Origin of the sequence: Flavivirga sp. 57AJ16, assembly GCF_028736925.1 — a bacterium.
GTDB lineage: Bacteria > Bacteroidota > Bacteroidia > Flavobacteriales > Flavobacteriaceae > Flavivirga.
This window is the reverse complement of sequence record NZ_JAQZAT010000005.1, coordinates 88,555-111,933: the sequence shown is the minus strand read 5'-3', so window position 1 is coordinate 111,933 and position 23,379 is coordinate 88,555. Positions and strand designations below refer to the sequence as shown.

Annotated in this window: 20 protein-coding genes; 15 read left to right on the top strand and 5 right to left on the bottom strand. The window is 36.0% G+C overall.

The window, feature by feature from the left end:
* Positions 1–3: 3 nt before the first annotated feature.
* From PQO00_RS06840 to PQO00_RS06830, 3 genes are all read right to left on the bottom strand, one after another.
* Positions 4–471 (bottom strand): monoheme cytochrome C, encoded by a 468-nt coding sequence (locus tag PQO00_RS06840; RefSeq protein ID WP_337992828.1) that lies wholly within the window; start codon positions 469–471, stop codon positions 4–6.
* Complete coding sequence (locus PQO00_RS06835; RefSeq protein WP_274184088.1) at positions 471–1,691, bottom strand: sulfite oxidase; 1,221 nt, start codon at positions 1,689–1,691, stop codon at positions 471–473. The genes PQO00_RS06840 and PQO00_RS06835 overlap by 1 nt, the downstream gene beginning before the upstream one ends.
* 223 nt (positions 1,692–1,914) lie before the next feature.
* Positions 1,915–3,891, bottom strand: a complete 1,977-nt coding sequence (locus PQO00_RS06830) for a dehydrogenase E1 component subunit alpha/beta (protein WP_274184255.1) — start codon at positions 3,889–3,891, stop codon at positions 1,915–1,917.
* A 159-nt stretch (positions 3,892–4,050) separates the two neighbouring features.
* Between PQO00_RS06830 and PQO00_RS06825 the strand changes: the two genes are divergently transcribed.
* The 6 genes from PQO00_RS06825 (at position 4,051) to PQO00_RS06800 (ending at position 9,382) form a co-directional block, all read left to right on the top strand.
* On the top strand, positions 4,051–5,001 hold the full coding sequence (locus PQO00_RS06825; RefSeq protein WP_274184087.1) for an isopenicillin N synthase family oxygenase: 951 nt from the start codon (positions 4,051–4,053) through the stop codon (positions 4,999–5,001).
* A 118-nt stretch (positions 5,002–5,119) separates the two neighbouring features.
* Positions 5,120–5,449 carry a translation initiation factor gene (locus PQO00_RS06820; protein ID WP_274184086.1) on the top strand — a complete coding sequence of 110 codons (330 nt, stop codon included), beginning with the start codon at positions 5,120–5,122 and terminating at the stop codon, positions 5,447–5,449.
* A gap of 4 nt (positions 5,450–5,453) precedes the next feature.
* Positions 5,454–6,395 (top strand): DUF1835 domain-containing protein, encoded by a 942-nt coding sequence (locus PQO00_RS06815; protein ID WP_274184085.1) that lies wholly within the window; start codon positions 5,454–5,456, stop codon positions 6,393–6,395.
* Positions 6,385–7,254: a nucleoside phosphorylase gene (locus PQO00_RS06810; protein ID WP_274184084.1), complete on the top strand. Its 870-nt coding sequence runs from the start codon at positions 6,385–6,387 to the stop codon at positions 7,252–7,254. Before PQO00_RS06815 ends, PQO00_RS06810 begins: the two co-directional genes overlap by 11 nt.
* Positions 7,255–7,430: 176 nt before the next feature.
* The gene (locus PQO00_RS06805; RefSeq protein ID WP_274184083.1) at positions 7,431–8,303 is read left to right on the top strand and encodes a substrate-binding domain-containing protein; all 873 of its coding nucleotides are present in this window, start codon (positions 7,431–7,433) and stop codon (positions 8,301–8,303) included.
* Between the two features lie 68 nt (positions 8,304–8,371).
* Positions 8,372–9,382, top strand: coding sequence for a TlpA disulfide reductase family protein (locus tag PQO00_RS06800; RefSeq protein WP_274184082.1), 1,011 nt, complete (start codon positions 8,372–8,374; stop codon positions 9,380–9,382).
* Between the two features lie 129 nt (positions 9,383–9,511).
* Here the strand turns inward: PQO00_RS06800 and PQO00_RS06795 are convergent, their stop codons facing one another.
* Positions 9,512–11,077, bottom strand: a complete 1,566-nt coding sequence (locus PQO00_RS06795; RefSeq protein WP_274184081.1) for an NAD(P)H-hydrate dehydratase — start codon at positions 11,075–11,077, stop codon at positions 9,512–9,514.
* A gap of 407 nt (positions 11,078–11,484) precedes the next feature.
* Here PQO00_RS06795 and thrA point away from each other — a divergent pair, with 407 nt between their 5' ends.
* The 9 genes from thrA (at position 11,485) to PQO00_RS06750 (ending at position 21,775) form a co-directional block, all read left to right on the top strand.
* Positions 11,485–13,929: a bifunctional aspartate kinase/homoserine dehydrogenase I gene (gene thrA, locus PQO00_RS06790; protein ID WP_274184080.1), complete on the top strand. Its 2,445-nt coding sequence runs from the start codon at positions 11,485–11,487 to the stop codon at positions 13,927–13,929.
* 133 nt (positions 13,930–14,062) lie between these two features.
* Positions 14,063–15,034, top strand: coding sequence for a homoserine kinase (locus PQO00_RS06785; RefSeq protein WP_274184079.1), 972 nt, complete (start codon positions 14,063–14,065; stop codon positions 15,032–15,034).
* 90 nt (positions 15,035–15,124) lie between these two features.
* Positions 15,125–16,417 carry a threonine synthase gene (thrC, locus tag PQO00_RS06780; protein ID WP_274184078.1) on the top strand — a complete coding sequence of 431 codons (1,293 nt, stop codon included), beginning with the start codon at positions 15,125–15,127 and terminating at the stop codon, positions 16,415–16,417.
* A 257-nt stretch (positions 16,418–16,674) separates the two neighbouring features.
* On the top strand, positions 16,675–17,754 hold the full coding sequence (gene gcvT / locus PQO00_RS06775; RefSeq protein WP_274184077.1) for a glycine cleavage system aminomethyltransferase GcvT: 1,080 nt from the start codon (positions 16,675–16,677) through the stop codon (positions 17,752–17,754).
* Positions 17,755–17,757: 3 nt separating this feature from the next.
* Positions 17,758–18,672: a glutaminase gene (locus PQO00_RS06770; protein ID WP_274184076.1), complete on the top strand. Its 915-nt coding sequence runs from the start codon at positions 17,758–17,760 to the stop codon at positions 18,670–18,672.
* 23 nt (positions 18,673–18,695) lie between these two features.
* A complete protein-coding gene (locus tag PQO00_RS06765) occupies positions 18,696–19,529 on the top strand; it encodes a sugar nucleotide-binding protein (RefSeq protein ID WP_274184075.1) in 834 nt (277 codons plus the stop codon).
* Positions 19,530–19,592: 63 nt separating this feature from the next.
* Positions 19,593–19,886 carry a 4a-hydroxytetrahydrobiopterin dehydratase gene (locus PQO00_RS06760; protein ID WP_274184074.1) on the top strand — a complete coding sequence of 98 codons (294 nt, stop codon included), beginning with the start codon at positions 19,593–19,595 and terminating at the stop codon, positions 19,884–19,886.
* Between the two features lie 150 nt (positions 19,887–20,036).
* Entirely contained in the window at positions 20,037–20,756 is a 720-nt protein-coding gene (locus tag PQO00_RS06755; protein WP_274184073.1) for a YebC/PmpR family DNA-binding transcriptional regulator, read from the top strand.
* Positions 20,757–20,782: 26 nt separating this feature from the next.
* Complete coding sequence (locus PQO00_RS06750) at positions 20,783–21,775, top strand: Gfo/Idh/MocA family protein (protein ID WP_274184072.1); 993 nt, start codon at positions 20,783–20,785, stop codon at positions 21,773–21,775.
* A gap of 748 nt (positions 21,776–22,523) precedes the next feature.
* Here the strand turns inward: PQO00_RS06750 and PQO00_RS06745 are convergent.
* Entirely contained in the window at positions 22,524–23,252 is a 729-nt protein-coding gene (locus tag PQO00_RS06745; RefSeq protein WP_274184071.1) for an NYN domain-containing protein, read from the bottom strand.
* Positions 23,253–23,379 lie beyond the last annotated feature (127 nt).

The window sequence follows — 23,379 nt, the reverse complement described above, 5'->3', positions numbered from 1 at the left end:
GCTTTAATTCTTTAAATCATACCATTCTACATTTTCCAAGTTATCACGTCTCCCCTTCTCTTCAATGCCATAATTTTTAGCTAAATAATTAACTATAACAACCTCATTAGTTCCTAAATCCCATAGGTTTTGAGTCTCTTGCATCCAGCGAATAATACTTATCCAACCTTCTTTATTCGCTCTGTTTTGAGTGACTAATTTTGCTGAGTGGCAAGACGTACAATTTACTATAACAGTTTGAAGCCCCTCATCATCTTTAAAACCTGTCTCCAGATGAATCCCATTTTCAATGTTGTCAAAACCTACCACATCAACATACGTTTCGGTTTCTACTTCATTAGGAAAAGTTAAAAACGAAGGATCTACCATCTTATAAACCAATCCCCCAGATAAAATAAGCAGCAATCCAAAAAATAGGGTGAGTCCATAATAAATACGTTTTACTTTATTTTTAAATCCCTGATTTTCCATTATTTAACTTTAACAGCAATTCTATGACAAGCATTATTAAGATAGCCTTTGGGATTCCAACCCGGTACTAGCATGGGCTGACTTACCCCATCAACATCCGTAGCCCTGGCCCAAACTTCGTAATAGCCCTTTTTGGGAAATGCAATTGAGGCGTTAAAGTGTTGCCACGCTAAACGGTTTATAGGTTTCTCAATACGGCAGGTATGCCAGGTTGCCCCAAAGTCTATAGAATACGCCATGGCCTGAACTTCCAATTCTCCTGCCCAGGCATGGCCTCTAATATGGAGTTTTTCTCCTTGGCTAATCATAGCTCCGGACCTAGGGTAGGTTATCAAAGATTTTACGGGCATGCTTTCGATAATGCACATATCGGCATCTTTTACTTTTTCTCCAGGCGCAACGGGTTTACAGGGCACTCTATAGGCTGGCGCTTTCATTTTTGTGCCATCATGCACTTTATCCCTAACACTTATTCTGTGTATCCACTTTCCAGAAGCAGACGCTGGCCAACCGCCTGCAACCAATCGTAACGGGTAGCCATGTGCAAGCGGAATGTCCCTACCGTTCATCTTAAAAGCTAGCAATGTTTCTTCCTGAAGCGCTTTCTCTATGGGGACCCCTCTTGAAATCGGTTCCTTTTCCGGATCTCCACTTAAATGAGTATCTGCAGCATGATAGCCTATGTAAACAGCATCGTCTTTAATACCTACATCTTCTAGGACATCTTTTAATCTAACACCAGTCCACACGGCACACGAAACAGCACCTACAGTCCATTGATTGCCTTTTGCTGGTGGATTAAACTCACTCCTACCATTGCCACCACATTCCAATGTTAATTGGTAGGTATGGTTTTTAAATTTACTTTTCAGCGCTTGAAGCGTATATGTTTTTGGTGTAGAAACAGATTCCCCATCAATAATCAGTTTCCAATGAGCCACATCAATATTCTGGGGAATGTTGCCATTATTCCGTATAAACATATATTTATTAGGTGTGATTTTATCATCCAATAAATGCGCTTTTGCCTCTATATTCCATGGTTTATCGTTCAATACGGTCATATCCTTATCCTTATTGAATAGCGTATAGGGATCTGGGTCTTTCAGTCCAATGGGGGTATAGTTTTTAGGCATTGAAGAAGAAAATACGATGTCTGCACCAATGAGCGATGCCGCGGTACCAAGAAAAGTATTTCTTATAAACTTTCTTCTTTTCATACGTTTAAATCTTTATAATTGTTTGATTTGATGTTAATTATAAAATTGAGAACGTATGCAACCGCTACGCTCTCACATTAAACCTGCTTGCTGGCAGGTTTAATGCTCGTTTCATGTGTTTATATCTAATATTTTTTATTTGTCATACTTCGACTGCGTATCTAACTTAATGCTCTTTTCATTTTCTTCTTAGACGGGCCACTATAACTAAAATGAAACCACTTCAATATGCTAAAAGTGTCTTTAGTGCTTCTTCAAACGTTTTTTTAGGTAGATACTGTGCTTCTAATTGACTAGCAAACGGTATAGGTGTTTCTAAACTGGCAACACGCTTAACCGGTGCATCAAGGGATTGGAAACAGTGTTCCATAATTAATGCGGAAATATCACTTGCAATCCCACCAAACAAAGAATCTTCCTGTAAAATGATTGCTTTTCCTGTTTTTCTAACCGATTGATATATGGTATCCGTATCCAAAGGCTGGAGTGTTCGTAGGTCTATAACATCTGCCGAAATTTCGGGGTCATTTTCCAAAGTCTCTAGAGCCCAATGAACAGCAGCTCCAAAGCTAATAATAGTTACATCGTTACCTTCGTTAATCACAGATGCTTTTCCAAAAGGCAAGGTGTAGTAATCTACTGGAACTTCTTGACGAATGCTTCTGTACAAGCCTTTGTGTTCAAAAAACAAAACAGGGTTCGGATCATTAATTGCTGTGGCCAATAAGCCTTTTGCGTCATAAGGGAAGGCCGGATAAACCACTTTTAATCCTGGTGTTTTTGTAAACCAGGCCTCGTTGGTCTGAGAATGAAAAGGCCCCGCTGCCACACCGCCTCCACAAGGCATTCTAATAACAACATCGGCTTGCTGTCCCCATCTGTAATGAGACTTGGCCAAATAGTTAACAATAGGATTAAAACCAGAGCTGACAAAATCTGCAAACTGCATTTCAACAATACTCTTAATACCTGCTATAGATAAACCCATAGCCGTTTCTATAATGGCAGATTCGCAAATGGGCGTGTTGCGTACACGTTCTTTTCCAAATTGGGCTACAAATCCATCTGTTATTTTAAATGCACCACCATATTCGGCAATATCCTGCCCCATAATGACCAGATCTTCGTGATGCTCCATACTCTGTTTTAAGCTCTCTGAAATAGCATCAATAAAACGGATCTTCTTTAATTTATTTTCATTTTTAATTTCTTGATAATCAAAATCTTGATATACATCATTTAATTCATTTGTTTTATCAGGAATTATTGCTTCTTCCATAAAGGCCATATCCAAATGCTCATTAATTTCTGCCTTTATAGCCTCTTGAATGGCAGCATGCTCATCGTCATTTAAAATACCAGTGTCTTTTAGGAAAGCCTCAAAATTTAATACGGGATCTTTAGCAGCCCAGGCATCCATAAGTTCCTGTGGCACGTATTTAATACCACTAGCCTCTTCATGCCCGCGCATCCTAAACGTTTTAAATTCCAATAAAATCGGCCTTGGGTTTCCCCTTACACTTTCCGCTAACTCACTTACCTTTTTATAAACCTCAATGATATTATTTCCATCGATAATATGGGATTCTATGCCATATCCCAGCCCCCTATCTGCAATATTTACACAATTGTATTGTTCTTTGGTAGGCGTAGACAACCCATAACCATTATTTTCAACACAGAACAAAACAGGTAATTGCCAAACTGAAGCGACATTTAAAGCTTCATGAAAATCGCCCTCACTGGTGCCGCCTTCGCCTGTAAACACAGCCGTTACCTCATGTCGTTTTCTTAATTTAGAAGCCAAGGCAATACCATCTGCTACGCCTAATTGTGGCCCTAAATGGGAAATCATTCCAATTATTTTATATTTCTGTGTTCCAAAATGGAAGGATCGGTCCCTTCCCTTTGTAAACCCAGAAGCTTTTCCCTGCCATTGCGCAAATAATCTATATAACGGAATTTCTCGAGACGTGAATACTCCCAAATTTCTATGCATGGGCAATATATACTCGTTGGTATTTAAAGCCATGGTAACCCCTACAGCAATAGCCTCTTGCCCAATACCGGAAAACCATTTGCCTATTTTTCCCTGCCTTAGTAATATAAGCATCTTTTCCTCTATGAGTCTTGGCTTTAATATGTTTTTATACAATGCCATTAATACCTCTTTGTCAAGATTTTCAATATGATATTCCATATTAATCGAAGTGGGTTCTGTATTCATAAATTAAACATATTACTTGATCAAATATACCATAAAAAGACAAAAACAATATAAAAGTTATATAAACCACGGTATGCCAAACTTTACAATGTTTTTGTACATTTGTAATACATTCATTATAAATTACAACTTATGACTAGTATACCAAGTGTAGATTTAAGTGATTTTATTTCTAACGATCCTACTAGAAAGCAACAATTTGTCGATGCTATTGGTAAAGCATATGAAGACATTGGTTTTGTAGCCCTAAAGGGCCATTTTTTAGATGATACGCTAGTCGAAAACTTATACACAGAAGTCAAACGTTTTTTTAGTTTACCCACAGAAATCAAACAACGCTATGAAATCCCTGGGATTGGTGGACAACGCGGCTATGTTTCATTTGGAAAGGAAAGCGCTAAAGGTAAAAAAGAAGGCGATTTAAAGGAGTTTTGGCATTTTGGTCAATACGTTGAAAACGACCCGAAACTTGAAGCAGAATATCCAGAAAACGTAACCGTTACCGAACTTCCGGAATTTAATGCCATAGGCAAAAAAACTTATAAAATGCTCGAAAAAACAGCTAAGTATGTTTTACGTGCATTGGCCTTACATTTAAATCTTGAAGAAACCTATTTTGATAAATTCATTTATAATGGGAATTCTATTTTAAGGCCCATTCACTATCCACCAATTACAGAAGCACCTAAGGAAGCTGTTCGTGCGGCTGCACATGGGGATATTAACTTGATAACATTATTAATGGGGGCACAAGGTCTGGGCTTGCAAGTGCAAAACCATAAAGGTGAATGGATAGATGCCATTGCACAACCTGATGAACTCATGATCAATGTTGGGGATATGCTCTCCAGACACACCAATAACAAATTAAAATCTACCATACATCAAGTTATAAACCCTCCAAAAGAACTTTGGGGAACATCACGCTACTCCATTCCATTTTTTATGCATCCCATAAGTGAAATGAAGCTGGATGTATTAGAAGGCTGTATCGACGAGAATAACCCTAAAGCATTTGAAGATATTACGGCTGGTGAATTTTTAAATGAACGATTAATAGAATTAGGGCTGATAAAAAAATAGTCCACGGTATTCGGTTGGTTGAAATTGAACACTGAAATTGAAGTTGAAGTTGAAATCGAAACCGAACACTGAAGACTGAACACTGAGGACTGAGGACTGAGGACTGAATACTAAAAAAATGGATTTACAGGACCAATTAAAAAATTTGTTTCCAGATCATGTTCAAACAGAATCTGCTGAAAACGATAGTGAAACTTCTAAAATATGGATGCAGGACGATCCCATTATTTGCAAATATGAAAAACGCAAAGGCAAACCAATTACTATATTGGAAGGGTACACTGGTGCAAATGAAGATTTTAAGGCTTTAGCCAAAGAGATTAAAACAACGCTAAGTGTTGGCGGCAGTTTTAAGGATGATAAAATTATTATTCAGGGAGATTATCGGGAAAAAATAATGAAAATACTCCAAGAAAAAGGCTTTAGCGTAAAGCGTGTAGGAGGTTAATGTTATGAGCAAACAACCACTTCATATTACCAATGGCGATGTTTTAACAAATTATTTAGATGAGTTGGATATCGTTGGCGAAAAGCTTACCTGGCAAGAAATGCTTTGTGAAGGGCCAACCATTATTGAGATAAATTCCGAAAAGTTTTTGGACCTCCGAAAATCATTTTTTAGTGAATTTTATGATATTGATTTAGATACGGACAGCATTAAGTTTGAATTAAACAAACTGAATGTTTACAAGGAATATTCAGAAATTATCCTATGGTTTGAATATGATCTATTTTGTCACATCAATATGATTGCCGTTATCAATCTTATCATACAAAAAAAAATCGACCTGCCTATTTCTTTAGTTTGCAGTGGTAGAATTAAAGGGGATAAAGCATTAAAAGGCTTATCCGAACTTAACGACGAGCAATTAATAGATCATTATAAAAAAAGAGTGAAACTAACGTCTAAAGATCTAGAATTGGCTAAAACCTTATGGGGCATTTATTGTGGCAAAGACCACAACTTACTAAAACCTTTTATCCTAACCGTATCATCGTTCAAATATTTAAGTAATTGTCTAAAAGCACACTTGGAGCGTTTTCCAGATTTAATATATGGCTTAAATGTATTAGAAAAAAACATACTGGAAATCGTTAAAAACAATAGTATAAAATCCAAGCACCATTTATTGGGCTATGTACTTAACTACCAAGGATATTATGGTTATGGAGATCTTCAAATTTCTAGGATTATAGAAAAGCTAAGTGTATTTTTTACCAAAGAAGCACATGACATAACGCTTAACAGGAAAGGCCATGAAGCATTGTTAGGACAGCATAATGTGGCCATTGAAATTGATAACAACATGGTTTATGGAGGCGTTGAAAAATCCGATTTTCAATTCAATAAGAAACAAAATAAACTTTTAAAAACCGTACTAAATGCCCATTAAGGACTCCGAATTAATATTGAATCCAGACGGTAGTGTTTATCATTTAAATTTAAAACCAGAAAATGTTTCGAGCACCATCATTTTGGTCGGTGACCAAGATCGTGTTGAAAAAGTATCAAAACATTTTGATAGTATTGAATTTTCAACTCAAAAACGGGAATTTAAAACTCAAACGGGACATTATAAAGGTAAGCGCATAACAGTTATATCTACTGGAATTGGGCCAGACAACATAGATATTGTTCTAAACGAATTGGATGCCCTTTTTAATATAGATTTAATTACAAAAACCCCAAAACAGATCATTACGAGTTTGAATATTATTAGGATAGGCACATCCGGTTCGCTGCAAAAAGATATTCCTGTAGACTCGTTTCTTTTAAGCACTTTCGGCCTAGACCTTAATGGTATGCTACATGCCTACCAAATACATACCATTAACAACCCTGATATTGAAGCCGCTTTTATAAAGCAAACAAATTGGCATGAATTTAAGGCAAGACCTATTGTTATAAAAAACAGCAATGCCCTCGAAAAACAATTTGAAAGCCCTAAGACCCATAAAGGGCTAACCGCTACAGCAGGTGGGTTTTATGGGCCTCAAGGACGCGTCTTGCGGTTGCCCATTCAAGATGCTGGTTTAAACAATAAAATGGATACTTTTAATTTTAAGGGTATCCGTATCACAAATCTAGAGATGGAAACATCTGCTATATATGGTTTAGCAAAACTTTTGGGGCATCATGCTTTATCGCTAAATGCTATCATTGCTAACAGGGCTTCTGGAACTTTTAGCAAAAACCCTTCAGAAGTTATTGAAAATCTTATAAAATACACAATCGATAAAATTGCAAATTAATAGATTGATTTAGAACTCATTTTAAGCTTTTTGGATTGTAGCGAAAATTAGCTATTTTACACCCATTCGAAGGCTTTTTTGAGTTGCATAACAGGGCCTACGGAAGGAAAAAAGACAAAAATGGGTGTAAAAAGGGCGATTTTTTAGCCGATTGAAAAAGATTAAATAAGTTCTCAATGAAGAAAGTAAATATTGGTGGCGTACCCGAACATTTTAACTTGGCATGGTACCTAACGTTAAAAAATGGCGATTACAAAAAAGAAAATATTAATTTACGTTGGCATGATTATCCAGGAGGTACAGGCGCCATGTGTAAAGCCCTCCGAAATAAAGAGATCGATATGGCTATTATACTTACCGAAGGTATTATAAAAGACATCATAGATGGCAATCCTAGTAAAATTGTGCAGACTTTTGTAAAAACCCCTCTAATTTGGGGAGTTCATGTCGCACATAATTCGTCTTATAAAACCATAAAAGATTTAAAAGGAACCAAAGCCGCTATAAGTCGATATGGTTCTGGCTCACATTTAATGGCTTATATCAATGCTGAAAATAATAACTGGGATCTAAAAAAAGATCTCGATTTTGAGATTATAAAAAATTTGGATGGTGCTGTAGAAGGATTAACGACCGGCGAAGCTGATTATTTTTTATGGGAAAAATTCACAACAAAACCACTGGTCGACGAAGGGGTATTTAGACGCATAGGCAACTGTCCCTCACCCTGGCCCTGCTTTGTAATTGCTGCACGAGAAGATTTTATAGAATCCAATGAAGATGATCTGGCAACCATTTTAAAAATTATTAATAATACAACCTCTACATTTAAAGAGATACCAAGTATAGATGAAACAATCGCAAATCGATATGAACAACAGCTTGAAGATGTACAAGAATGGTTAAGTATTACCGAATGGTCCCAAAATTTAATCGACAGGCAAACCATAATGAATGTGCAAAAACAACTGCATGCTTTAAATATTATACCTGAAATAGCAGATTACGAGACATTGGTCCTTCATGACCCCCAAGCTATAAATAATTAAAATTAAGTTAATAATTAACATTTTATTATGCAAAGGCTTATTTTTGATCGAAATAATAAACTAAAAAAATGAAAAAAATACTTTTTTTGGCATTTACAATAGCGCTAGTTGCTTGTGAAAATGCTCCCAAAGACTATGTCACTTTATCTGGTAAAATCACTGATAAGAATAGTGATTCCTTGGTCGTTAGAACACGAACATATTCAAAAACCATTCAAGTAAATGAAGATGGCACTTTTAAGGATACCTTAAAGGTGGTAGCTGGTGTTCATAATATTTATGATGGTAAGGAATCGAGTAATATGTATCTCGAAAATGGATTTGATATCAATGTAACCCTGGATACAAAAGAGTTTGATGAGACTATTAAATATACAGGTATTGGTGCTGAAACCAGTAACTACCTGGCACAAAAATCTTTATTGCAAGAAAGTCTTTTTACACCAGATCTATTAGATTTAGAAGAGGCTGCTTTTAAGACTAAAGTAGATGAAATTGAAAATAAACTCACTGAGTTTATAGAAAAAAATAAAAATATTGACTCTACAATTTATGCAAACGAAAAAGCTGGCTTGGAAAAACTTGGCGAAAATCTTTTGACCAGTTATAACCGACAAAAACAGAGAGCTGTACAAATGGCCAGTTTTATAGGCAAGCCATCTCCCGATTTTGTTGATTATGAGAACCACAAAGGCGGTACAACATCCTTAACAGATTTAAAAGGAAAGTATATTTACATAGATGTGTGGGCAACCTGGTGCGGGCCTTGTAAAGCTGAAATCCCTTTTCTTAAAAAGGTTGAAGAACAATACCATGGAAAAAATATTGAATTTGTGAGCATTTCAATAGACGATCAAAAAAAACATGATGCCTGGAAGAAAATGGTGACCGATAAGGAATTAGGTGGCGTACAATTATTGGCCGATAGCGATTGGAAATCAAAATTCATTCAAGACTATAAAATTCAAGGGATCCCTCGTTTTATCCTTATAGATCCAGCTGGCAATGTGGTTAACGCAGATGCACCAAGACCGTCCAGCCCAAAACTAATTGAATTATTTACGTCTTTGGACATATAATACGAATTTAAAAAGCATAAAATAAAAAGCCTATGAAACACTTGTTTCATAGGCTTTTTTAGTGATATGGTTTTTATGAAAAGATCTCTTGAGAAGCTCTCTGGATTGAGGCATCAAGCTATTTTAAAACTATTCTTGTTGTTCTTGCTCCTGCTCTTTTTCTACAACTTCTGTTGGTTGTTCCGGTTGCTTAAATAAATCAATAAAAGCGGTTCCCAAATAGTCTATAACATGACTGGCAATTAAACTTTGGTAACCAAAATCCTCAACCGCTATATCGGCAGACCTTCCATGTAAATACACTCCAAATATGGTCGCTTCTAATGGATGATAACCTTGCGATATGAGTCCGGTAATAATTCCGGTTAAGACATCCCCGCTTCCAGCAGTAGACAGTCCTGGATTCCCCGTAGCGTTCACATAAAGTTTACCATCAAACACGGTAATAGTATTGGCGCCTTTTATGACAACGATACAGGCATGCTTTTGTGAAAACGCTTTTACTTTTTTTAATTTATCGAAATCATCTTTCCAGGTTCCAATTAAACGCTCCAACTCTTTAGGATGCGGTGTTAAAACGGTTTGTTTTGGCAAAAGTTTTAATAAGGCCTTCTTTTTAGATAGTATATTAATCCCGTCGGCATCAATAACTAAAGAGGCCTTACTTTTCTTTAAAAGGGCTTCAAAAGCACTCATGGTTTTAGGATGCGTCCCTGCTCCTACCCCAAAACCAATAACAGTAGGCGCTATATCAAATTTAATATCTGTAATTATTTCCTCATCGGCATCTGTTATAACCATAGCTTCTGGAAAAGATGCTTGTAAAGGTACATAGCCACATTTAGGCACATATGCGGTGATTAAACCAGATCCAGCAGATAAAGCGCCCCTGCTTGCCAATGTTACAGCACCCATTTTACCATAGCTCCCACCAACGATAAGGCTATGTCCAAATTGGCCTTTATGTGAAAACTTTTCTCGAGGCCGGTATAATGGTAACACTTCATGCTTGCCAATTAATTCTGCCTCGGTATTTGTTGTGAATAAAAATTCCTGGTCAAGACCTATATCCAATACTTCCCATTGCACGGTGTACTTAGCGGTTTCCGGCAAGAAAAAAACCAATTTAGGAGATGCAAAGCTCAATGTAAAACCAGCCCAAACTACACCATCTTCGTCTTCTGGGGCTTTTTCCGTACTTAAACCAGATGGAATATCAATAGATAAAGTAAATGCCTTTGTCTTTCTAAAATGTACAAACAATGACTTTACCCATTTATCAATAGGTCTGTTTAGTCCAATACCAAAAATGGCATCAACAATAATATCATCTGGATGAATTTCAGGAAAATCTGCGGTACAATTTAAAAGCGTTGGCCAATCTTTAGTCACATTTTTAATGCGATCATAATTAATTAAAAAATCTTTTGATCGCTTATCACTACAGTTAACAACATAAGTTTTAACATGGTAGCCATCTAAAATTAAATGCCTGGCAAGTACCAATCCATCTCCTCCATTATTTCCAATGCCGCAAAATATATGAATAGGCACTTGAGCACCCTGCATACGCATGTGCATCCAATTAAAAATTTGCGTTCCTGCACGCTCCATCAAATCTGTTGAAGATATATTTTGACGTTCGGCTGTTAGTTTATCGCCCTCATAAATCTGTTCTTTGGAAAATAATTTCATTTACTCCTTAATTATTGATGAATGTTTCTTGACTTTTATATTTAAGCGGAAACCCGGAATGGGTTCTGTTATTAATTTTTCAATCCTCAATCATTTTAACCACTTTTCTTTCAATAAAATAGTTTCTATATAAGAATACTATAAAAAGACAGCTTTTGTTTTTTTATTGGGTTAAAAGTAATACTTTTGGTCTATATTTATATAGAATATAGTGAATCATTTAAACCAAAATACAGTTGCAAGTTTTTCTTCTTTAACAGAAGGAACCATTTCTATTTTTGGTACTACTACAATTACTACTACTACAACCCCTTGGGGTTGCTAACTATATATTCTTCAGGCCATCATTGTGATTTTTAATAATTACAATATCTCAAATATTTTTTCAATTATCAATTCATTAAAAAATGAAAGTTTTAAAATTTGGTGGAACTTCGGTAGGTTCTGCAAAAAACATAAATAATGTCATAGATATATTAACTGCATACTCAAAAAAGGATGCCATAATATGTGTTGTATCGGCCGTAGGGGGCATTACGGATAAGCTCCTTTTAGCTGGTAAACAAGCTCAAAATAAAGACACCCGTTTTAAAGAAACGTTCCATACTATAAAAGATATTCATTTAAATATTATAAATGAATTAAACCCTAGTTATACAGACGACATTATAGCATACGTCGAAACCAGACTGGATGAATTAAAAAATTTACTGGACGGTATTTATTTAATAAATGAGCTATCCCCTAAAACATCTGATAAATTAGTGAGTTTTGGCGAGTTATTATCTTCATACATTATATCGGAAACGATGAAGCATCGTAGTTTATCCGTAGATCGTAAAAACGCTCAGGAATTAATTATAACAAATTCAAATTTCACTAAGGCTGAAGTTGATTATAACATAACCAATAAAAATATAAGAGACTATTTTAAAACAGTAGCGCAGCAAATTACTATACTTCCCGGGTTTGTTTCAAAATCTTTAGTAGGAGAACAAACCACATTGGGTCGTGGTGGATCAGATTTTACTGCCGCTATTGTTGCCGCCGCATTAAAAGTAGAGCAGTTAGAGATTTGGACCGATGTAAGCGGGATGTATACTACCAACCCTAAATTGGTAAAACAAGCCTACCCTATCAAAAAGATTTCTTATCAGGAAGCTATGGAATTATCACACTTTGGTGCCAAAGTTTTATACCCGCCTACAGTACAGCCTGTTTTAGATCTGGAAATTCCCATACACATAAAGAACACCTTAGAACCAGAAGCTGCGGGTACTATTATTTCTAATGATGCGGTAAATGTGACATCGCCCGTAAAGGGCATTAGTAACATAGGACATATTGCCCTGTTAACCTTAGAAGGCAGTGGCATGGTTGGTATCCCTGGATTTTCCAAGCGCTTATTCGAAACCCTTTCTCAAGAAAAAATTAATGTCATCTTGATTACCCAGGCATCATCTGAACATTCTATTTGTTTGGGTATTGAAGAAAAAGATGCCCATGAAGCCAAAAAAGCTATCGATGCTGTTTTTGAAAATGAAATTGCCCTAAATAAAATAAACCCCATCATAGTTGAAACTAATCTTTCGATTATTGCATTAGTTGGTGATAACATGAAAAACCACCAAGGGATCAGCGGTAAAATGTTTAGTACTTTAGGAAAAAACAATATCAATATCCGTGCTATAGCTCAAGGGGCCTCAGAGAAGAATATTTCGGCCGTTATATCAGAAAAAGATGTAAAAAAGGCTTTAAACACTTTGCATGAGCAGTTTTTTGAGATTGAAACAAAACAGCTCAATGTGTTTATTACGGGCGTTGGAAATGTTGGTGAGAAATTAGTCGATCAAATAGAACAACAGAGCACGTATTTAAAAGAGAATTTAAAAATCAATTTACGCGTTGCCGGCTTATCAAATTCCAGAACAATGATTTTTAATGAAAATGGAATTGATTTAAAAAACTGGAAAGATCAGCTCGCTTCAGGAGAAAAAGCCACTTTAGAAGGCTTTTTTGAAAACACTAAATCACTTAATTTACGCAATAGTATTTTTGTTGATGTTACAGCAAATAAAGATGTTGCGAATTTATATGCCGATTATTTACGTCAAAGTATTGGTGTGGTAGCCTGTAATAAAATTGCATGCTCAAGCGATTACGAAAACTATAGTTTGTTAAAGCGCTTATCGCTTAAATACAATGCGCCTTATTTATTTGAGACTAATGTGGGTGCTGGTTTACCTATTATTGACACGCTTAATAATTTAATTGCTTCTGGTGATAAAGTCACGTCCATTCAGGCGGTCTTATCTGGAAGTTTAAATTTCGTATTTAATAATTTTAATGATACCACTAAATTTTACGATGTGGTTAAACAGGCAGCAGCAGAAGGCTATACGGAGCCAGATCCAAGAATAGACCTAAGTGGTGTTGATGTGGCCAGAAAAATATTGATCTTGGCCAGGGAAAGCGGAATACAAATGAATTTGGAGGATATTTCAAACATACCTTTCTTATCTGAATCGGGATTAAAGAGTGATTCGGTTGACGATTTTTATCAAACGCTTATTGCCGATGAAGGGCATTATCAAGCCCTATACGCTTCTGCAAACGCAAAAAACAGCCAGTTAAAGTATGTAGCACAGCTAAACAACGGAAAGGCAAATGTTGGTTTACAGGAAATTCCAGAAGGCCATCCATTTTATAACTTGGAAGGAAAGGACAATATCGTTATGTTTTATACCCAACGCTACCCAGAACAGCCTATGATTATTAAAGGTGCTGGTGCTGGTGCAGAAGTAACAGCTTCGGGGTTATTTGCCGATATTATTAGAATAGGGAACAATTAATTTTAGTAAACTGAAAAAAGTGAACAGTATTCAGTCCCAGTTTGCAGTTAACTAGTTTATGATAATTAATACAACAAAGAGTTGTCATTTCGAACATATGTGAGAAATCGCATAATTTAGAATTAAATTTAAAATGAAAAACGACATAAAGATATTTTCGCCCGCAACAGTCGCCAATGTAGCCTGTGGCTTTGATGTTTTAGGATTCTGCCTAGACACTATTGGAGATGAGATGGTTATAAGGAAAACGGATAAAAAAGGTATTTATATTACCAAAATTGAAGGGTTTGACCTGCCTTTTGAAACAACCTTAAATGTTGCCGGTGTGTCTGCACTAGCGATGTACGAAGCCCTAAAACCGGATTGTGGTTTCGAAATAGAAATTTATAAAAATATAAAGCCTGGTAGTGGGATTGGTAGCAGTGCTGCAAGTGCTGTTGGTAGTGTTTTTGGAATGAACGAGCTTTTGGGAAGACCTTATAACAAAACGGAATTAACACAATTTGCTATAAAAGGAGAAGCCTTAGCTAGTAAATGTGAACATGCCGACAACCTTGCACCAGCCATTTTTGGAGGCTTTACATTGGTTAAAAGTGTCTCCCCTCTGGAAATTTTAGAAATCCCTTCTCCAAAAGATCTATATGCGACCATTATTCACCCGCAAATAGAAATAAAGACCTCCGAAGCTCGAGCCATACTTCCTAAAGAAGTGCCTTTGCAAAACGCTATAAAACAATGGGCAAATTTTGGCAGCCTAATTCATGGTCTACATACAAGCGATTATGGTTTAATACAAAGATCCTTACACGATGTGATTGTAGAACCCCATAGAAGCAAACTGATCCCTCATTATGAAGACGTAAAAAAAGCGGTGTTACAACATGGTGCCTTGGGTGCCGGAATATCAGGCTCTGGCCCAGCAATTTTTACATTGAGTAAAGGATTAGAAAATGCCCAAAATGTAAAAGATGCTATGGAAAGCGTGTATTCTAAAACTGGCATTGTATTCGAAATACATATGACCAGAATTAATACGGAAGGGATTAAGGTGCTTGAAGACAGAAGACTGAAGACTGATAACAGAAAACCGACGCATACACATTAATAAACATGATGCACGCATTTAGAAAAAATATTAATTAAACCACCATCAATGGAATTTTCGGTCTTCCATCAATGGTCTATTTTAAAAATAATGAACTATTACTCACTAAACAAACAAGCACCAAACGCCTCTTTTAAAGATGCCGTTATAAAAGGATTAGCTCCAGACAAAGGATTGTATTTCCCAGAAAGCATAACGCCTTTAAGCGATGATTTCTTTAAAAACATGGACGCATTATCGCATACAGAAATTGCATTTCAAGCCATTAAACAATTTGTATCTCCCGAGATTCCTGAGGCCATTTTAAAAACCATTGTTCAAGAGACCCTGTCTTTTGAGTTTCCGGTAGTTCAACTAAACGACTCTATTTCGACCTTAGAATTGTTTCATGGTCCAACCATGGCATTTAAAGATGTTGGCGCACGTTTTATGGCACGGTGTTTAGGGTATTTCAATAAAGATAACACCAATGAGGTGACCGTTTTAGTAGCCACTTCTGGTGACACAGGAGGTGCTGTAGCAAACGGTTTTTTAGGTGTTAAAGGGGTAAACGTGGTGATACTCTACCCTAGCGGAAAAGTGAGCGATATTCAAGAAAAACAACTAACAACACTCGGGCAAAACATTACCGCTTTAGAAGTTAATGGGACATTCGATGATTGCCAGGCCATGGTAAAGAAGGCCTTTTTAGATGAAACCTTAACAAGCAACATGCAGTTAACCTCTGCCAATTCTATCAATGTAGCACGCTGGTTGCCACAATTATTTTACTTTATGTTTGCATACAAACAACTATATAAAAAGTATGATAATATTGTGTTTTCCGTACCAAGCGGTAATTTCGGAAATGTTTGTGCTGGTATGATGGCCCAACAATTAGGTTTGCCAATCCATCACTTTGTTGCATCAAACAACAAAAACAATGTAGTGACCGAGTATTTAAAAACACAGTTATATACGCCTAAACCATCGGTACAAACAATTAGTAACGCTATGGATGTTGGAGATCCCAGCAACTTTATCCGTATTCAGGAAATCTATAAAAACAAATTTGACACCTTAAAGGAGCATGTGTCTTCGTTTAGTTTTTCTGATGATGAAACCAGAGAAGCCATGAAAGAAATCCATACGCAATATAACTATGTGGCAGACCCACATGGTGCTGTTGGCTATTTAGGCTCTAAAGCCTATCTCGAAGCGCATCCTAATACGCATTGTGTGTTTTTGGAAACGGCACACCCAACCAAGTTTTTGGATGTTGTTGAAGACGTTATAAAGGAAACACAACCGCTTCCAGAACAAATTCAATCGGTTATGGGTAAAGAAAAGGTTTCTATTTTGATTTCTACCTATGAAGATTTGAAAGGTTATTTATTGCAATAACTTTAAGATGTGATATATATTCATACCTATCAATTCCCTAAATATTCTATCCTTGAGACTGTCACGGGTTACCAATTTTAACGGAAACCCTGTCTTTATAGGCAGACAGGCCAGACACAGAACGTCTAGGATTTATTTTTGATTAAAGGACCAACAAAACATTATTACATTAACTTATTTAACAATTTTTTTTTAATAGTAATAATATGAATTTATGTAGTTTTGCGCTACAAAAATTAACTATTCAATAATCAATAATGAAAAACACTGCTTTATCATCAACTCACGAAGCTCTTGGAGCTAAAATGGTACCTTTTGCGGGCTACAATATGCCAGTACAATACGAAGGTGTAAATATAGAACATGGAACGGTAAGACAATCTGTAGGGGTATTTGATGTATCGCATATGGGAGAATTTTTAATTGAAGGTGAACACGCACTGGATCTTATACAAAAAGTATCTAGTAACGACGCCTCTAAATTAACTATCGGGAAAGCCCAATACAGCTGTTTACCTAATGATAATGGCGGTATTGTTGATGATCTGATTATTTACAAAATTAAAGAAGACACCTATTTATTAGTGGTGAATGCTAGTAATATTGAAAAAGATTGGAACTGGATCCAGTCTAAAAATGATATGGGCGCCACCATGCGCAATTTAAGTGACGACTATGCATTACTTGCCATTCAAGGCCCAAAAGCCATTGAAGCCATGCAATCTATTACCAGTCATGATCTATCGGCTATAAAGTTCTACAATTTTGTAATTGGTGATTTTGCAGGTATAGAAAATGTCATCATATCGGCTACAGGCTATACTGGAAGTGGTGGTTTTGAAATCTACTGTAAGAACAGCGAGGTAAAACAGGTTTGGGATAACGTATTCAAAGCAGGTGAAGATTATGGTATCAAGCCTATTGGATTAGCAGCTCGAGACACATTACGTCTGGAAATGGGCTATTGTCTTTACGGAAACGATATTGACGATACCACCTCTCCTATTGAAGCCGGTTTAGGCTGGATTACAAAGTTTACCAAAGATTTTACAAACTCTGAAGCCTTAAAAGCAGAAAAAGAACGAGGACCAGAACGTAAGTTAATAGCTTTCGAATTGGACGAGCGTGGTATTCCAAGACAGGGTTATGATATCGTCGATAACAACGGAAACAAAATTGGGATAGTGACTTCTGGTACAATGTCACCATCATTAAACAAAGGGATTGGTTTAGGCTATGTACCAACTGTTTTGGCAAATGTTAACAGTAAAATCAATATTCAAATACGTAAAAATACGGTTCCCGCAACTGTCATAAAATTACCTTTTTACAAATAATGTATGCCTGATTTTCAAGCCATTTTAGAAGGTCTTTATCGAGAAGCTATGAATGCTTCCGATAAAGGTACGGTGGCTTCATACATCCCTGAATTGGCGTATATTGATAAAAATAATTTTGGGATTCACTTAAAAACTGCCGATGGAAAAGATTATGGTGCTGGTGATTATAAAAAAGTATTTTCTATTCAAAGTATCTCTAAAGTTTTGGCCTTATCTAAAGCTATGGAACTCATTGGAGAAAATATTTGGAAACGTGTGGATGTGGAGCCTTCTGGGCATCCATTCAATCAGTTGGCATTATTAGAAATTGAAAATGGCATTCCCAGAAATCCGTTAATCAATTCCGGTGCCCTTGTTATTGCAGATATTCTTGTTTCTAATTTGCAAAACCCAAAAGAAGATTTCTTAAATTATATAAGAGACCTTTCGGGAGATGACACTATCAATTTTAATACAGATGTGGCCCATTCAGAAAAAGTGACAGGTTTTAAAAATTATGCAGCCGCAAACCTTTTAAAATCTTTCAAAAATTTGAACAACCCTGTTGATGATGTTTTAGATTTCTACTTTCATCAATGTGCTATTGAAATGAGTTGCCAGCAACTGACCAAAGCTTTTTTCTTTTTGTCCAACAAAGGAAATTGTTTATCAAATAAGATCCGATTAACAAAAACACAGGCAAAACGTATTAATGCCATGATGCTCACCTGTGGTTTTTATGATGAAGCTGGTGAGTTTGCCTTTGAAGTTGGCTTACCTGGAAAAAGCGGCGTTGGCGGTGGTATCGTAGCACTTTTACCAGATAATTTTGTGATTGCGACATGGTCTCCTGGACTTAATATAAAAGGCAATTCGTTATTAGGAATGAAAACATTGGAAAAATTCACTACAAAAACAAAATTATCTATATTCTAAAAAGTTTTTTATGAGTTTGATGCATGATGAAAAGAGAGATAAAACATAGCATTTTAATATTAGGTGCCAGCGGCTTTTTGGGTGGTGCTATTTACAAAGAGCTCTGCCCCTACTTTAAAACATTCGGAACATATAATACCTCAAATAAAGAACATGAAAAAAACAAACATTTCTTTCAATATAACATGGAGGAAGATGATGTTTATGAGATATTAGAAATAGTAAAACCTTCCATTGTTATTTCTGCACTCCGAGGGGATTTTTCAGCGCAATTAGTAGCGCACCAACATTTGGCGGAATATGTGTTTACAAACAAGATAAAACTCATTTTTTTATCCTCTGCAAATGTTTTTGATGCCTACAGTAAATACCCAAGTTACGAAACCGATAAAACTTTAAGTAACAGTATTTATGGGCACTTCAAAATTAAGATTGAAAATATGTTGTTACGCATGCCCAAAAGGCAAGTTGTTATTTTAAGGTTACCAATGGTTTTTGGTGTACAATCTCCCAGAATAATGGAAATGCATAAAAACATAAAAGAAAAAGAACCTATAGAAGTGTTTCCTAACTTAATAATGAATGTGACAAACGCTCTAAAAGTAACGCAGCAAGTTCATTATATTATCAATAGGAATAAATCAGGTATTTTTCATTTGGGCAGCAGTGATCTGGTACACCATGATGATTTTATAAAAGAAATTGTTGATTCCTTTGAGTTGCACAACAAAGTAATTTATAAAAATGTTTACACCACTAACGACGATAGGTACCTAGCTGTATTACCAAAATATAACCTATTACCAAAACACCTCCAACTTATAAGTCGGCAAATAATATCAGAGTTAAAATTATAATTGATTTTAATCCCAAAAATCGTTAAATTAGTAGAATAACATGTACTTAAACATTTCATTTTTATGAGTAAACTTTCAGAACAGGATATAGAAAAACGGTTATTACACTTTCCAGACTGGGATTACTATGATAATGCCATTCATGCCGAATTCGAATTTGAGAATTTTAAAGATTGCTTTAGTGCTATGAGCAGAATTGCTTTTGAATGTGAAGCTTTAAACCATCACCCAAATTGGACCAATGTATACAATGTGCTTACCATTTCGTTATCCACCCATGATGCCAATGGTGTTACCAATAAAGACTTTAAATTAGCTGAGGCCATTGAGACCATTGTTGAACCGGATGAGGAGTAATCCAGTTGCAGTGTTCAGTTAGCAGTAGGCAGTCAACACATCCAAAAAATTAAAACGGGCAACTATTATTTTGGTTGGTAGATTTTTTTAAATTTGTTGGCATAAAATAAAAACAGGTTCCTACGGGAACGATAAATAAAGTATACAGTTATGGGAAGAGCTTTTGAATTTAGAAAAGCAAGGAAAATGAAACGTTGGTCCGCTATGAGCAAAGCCTTTACTCGCATAGGCAAAGATATAGTTATGGCAGTTAAAGAAGGAGGTCCGGATCCCGCTAGTAATTCCCGTTTAAGAGCCGTTATACAAAATGCCAAGGCCGTTAATATGCCTAAGGATAATGTAGAACGGGCTATTAAAAAAGCAAGTGATAAAAGTCAAGGCGATTATAAAGAAGTTATTTTTGAAGGGTATGCACCCCACGGAATTGCTGTTTTAGTTGAAACAGCCACCGATAATAACACCCGCACCGTAGCCAATGTACGTAGCTATTTTAATAAATGTGATGGTAGTTTAGGGACATCAGGTTCTGTCGTTTTTATGTTTGATCATACTTGTAATTTTAGAATTAATGGGGATGGTTTAGACCCTGAAGAAATCGAACTGGAATTTATAGATTTTGGTGCCGAAGAGGTTTTTGCTGATGAGGACGGTATATTAATATACGCCCCTTTCGAAAGCTTTGGAGCCATTCAATCCGAATTGGAAAATCGGGAAATAGACATTTTATCTTCTGGTTTTGAGCGTATTCCACAAGTCACAAAACCACTGACTACTGAACAAGCTGCCGATGTTGAAAAGCTTTTAGAAAAGTTGGAAGAAGATGACGATGTACAGAATGTGTACCATACCATGGAAGAAAGTACTGAATAAACAGCTATCTATTTTAATAAAACGACGTGAGTAATTTTAAAAAAAACGATAAAACAATTAACTGGGGAATTATTGGCTGTGGAAAAGTCACTGAAGTTAAAAGTGGCCCTGCTTATAAAGCAACAGAAGGTTTTAAAATAGCCGCTGTTATGAGGCGTGATTTTGATAAAGCAAAAGATTATGCCCAAAGACATAATATAAGTAAGGTTTATGAAAATGCTGATGATTTAATTAATGCCGACGACATCGATGCAGTATATATTGCAACACCCCCAGACACACATATGTTTTATGCATTAAAAGTGGCGAACGCAGGAAAAATTTGTTGCATAGAAAAGCCTATGTCTCCTTCCTATAAAGAGAGTCTGAAAATATACAACACTTACAAGGATAAAGATTTACCATTATTCGTCGCATATTACAGAAGGTCATTACCACGTTTTAATCAAATAAAAAATTGGTTAGAAAATAAATATATAGGGGAAGTAAGACATATTAACTGGCATTTAAACAAACCAGCTAACGATATAGACAAATCAAAATCATACAATTGGCGTACCGACTCCAAAATAGCACCTGGCGGCTATTTTGATGATCTGGCAAGCCATGGCCTCGATTTGTTTACATATCTTTTGGGAGATATAGAAAATGTATCAGGACTCAGTCTTAATCAGCAAGGTCTTTATTCTTCAAAAGATGCCGTAACGGCTTGTTGGGTCCATAAAAATGGCACTACAGGATCTGGTTGCTGGAACTTTGGTTGTAGCGACCATACCGATAAAGCTCAAATTTTTGGGAGCAAAGGCACCATTCTATTTTCTGTTTTTCATGATAACCCCATCATATTAAACAGCGATACAAAACAAGAAGAACTGGTTATTGAAAACCCAAAACATATACAACTATACCATGTAGAAGGCATGAGGGATATGTTGATCAAAAAAAATTACACACATCCTTCTTCTGGAGGTTCAGCACTTCACACGAGTTGGGTTATGGATAAAATTCTGGGCAACTAAATTCCTGCACCCTGTGCTGAACTCGTTTCAGTAAGGCAGGCATCTTATTATTAATTAACGTCAGTTCGATATATTACAAATAGGTAAACAGGTATTAAAGATATTATAAAAAAGAAACCTTGGCAATCCGAACGCTATCCAAAACAAAATATATTTAGTTTGAAGATATTAAGCGAAGTTTCCAAGGAGGCATCTCATTATATAGAGATGTCTCAAGTTTATCTTGAGTGCTTCGGCTGCACTGCATAAACGCTAGTCGAAAGGCTCATCCTTCGCGCTGTCTTCATGACAATTAACTGTATTTCTGGTGATTAATGATTCTTTACAATAAAACTTACGTCGGAATCTGGTTATTATTAGTTATTTGCTATAAACGCCACTGTCATTCCTGCGAAGGCAGGAATCCACTTTGGATGATAAAATAACGTGAGTTCGATATAAGCATAATACTATTGAGCTGACTATTAGTAATTTAATATTAATGTCAGGTTGAGTACTTCGGTAAACTCAGCACAGGCTCTGTCGAAACCCATTTAAATAGTGGGTTTTAATGACCTTTCGACTTTAGTTTATGCTGAGCCTTTCGACTTCGCTCAAGATAAACTATAGTCGAAGTACTAAAGGCGACAAATCGTTTTATTAGTGAATTTATTGTTAAAAACGCCCTTGCCTGCCTGTCGGCAGACAGGTTTTAAATCGAACTCACGTTAAAATATGATGATGGGGTTCCTGCCTGCGCAGGAATAGATCATTTATTCCTAACAAAAATCAATTTAAACCGTCCATTGCTTTGGTCGCGTTGTTCCATTTCAAAACGATCTAACGATTTAAAAAGAGGCGTTAACTTATCAAAACCAAAATTTCTAGAATCAAAATTAGGTTGTTTTTTTAGTATGAGAGAACCAACATCCCCAAGAAATGCCCAGCCATCATCATCTGCAGCATCCGACACTGAATTTTCAAGAAGTTTTATAACTTTAGGGGTGATATTATATAAATTGTCTTTTTTGGAGCCCCCCCCTTTATCTCCTTTTTCAACATCTTTTTGAAGGATTTCCAGATAAATAAACTTATCACAAGCCACAATAAAAGGATTAGGTGTTTTCTTTTCACCCATACCATAAACCTGCATCCCAGCTTCTCGTAACCGTGTTGCTAATTTTGTAAAATCACTATCAGAAGACACTAAACAAAAACCATTGACTTTTTCCGAATATAAAATATCCATCGCATCAATTATCATAGCAGAATCTGTAGCGTTCTTTCCTGTGGTATAACCATACTGCTGAATAGGTGTAATAGCATTTTCGAGCAAAATATGTTTCCATTTGGAAAGGTGTGGTTTCGTCCAATCCCCATAAATCCGTTTTATGGTTGGCGTTCCATACTTTGCAATTTCCTCCATCATTTCAGAAATATATTTAGATGGAATATTATCGCCGTCAATTAATATAGCAATCTTGGTGTCTTTTATCATAATGCCTAAAGATACAGATATCTAAAATAGATAATTAAAATTACTCGATAAAATATAACTATTATTTACATAGGTGAAAAAGAACAAGTTTTAGAAAGTCATTTTAAATACCATTAAATTTCTTTTA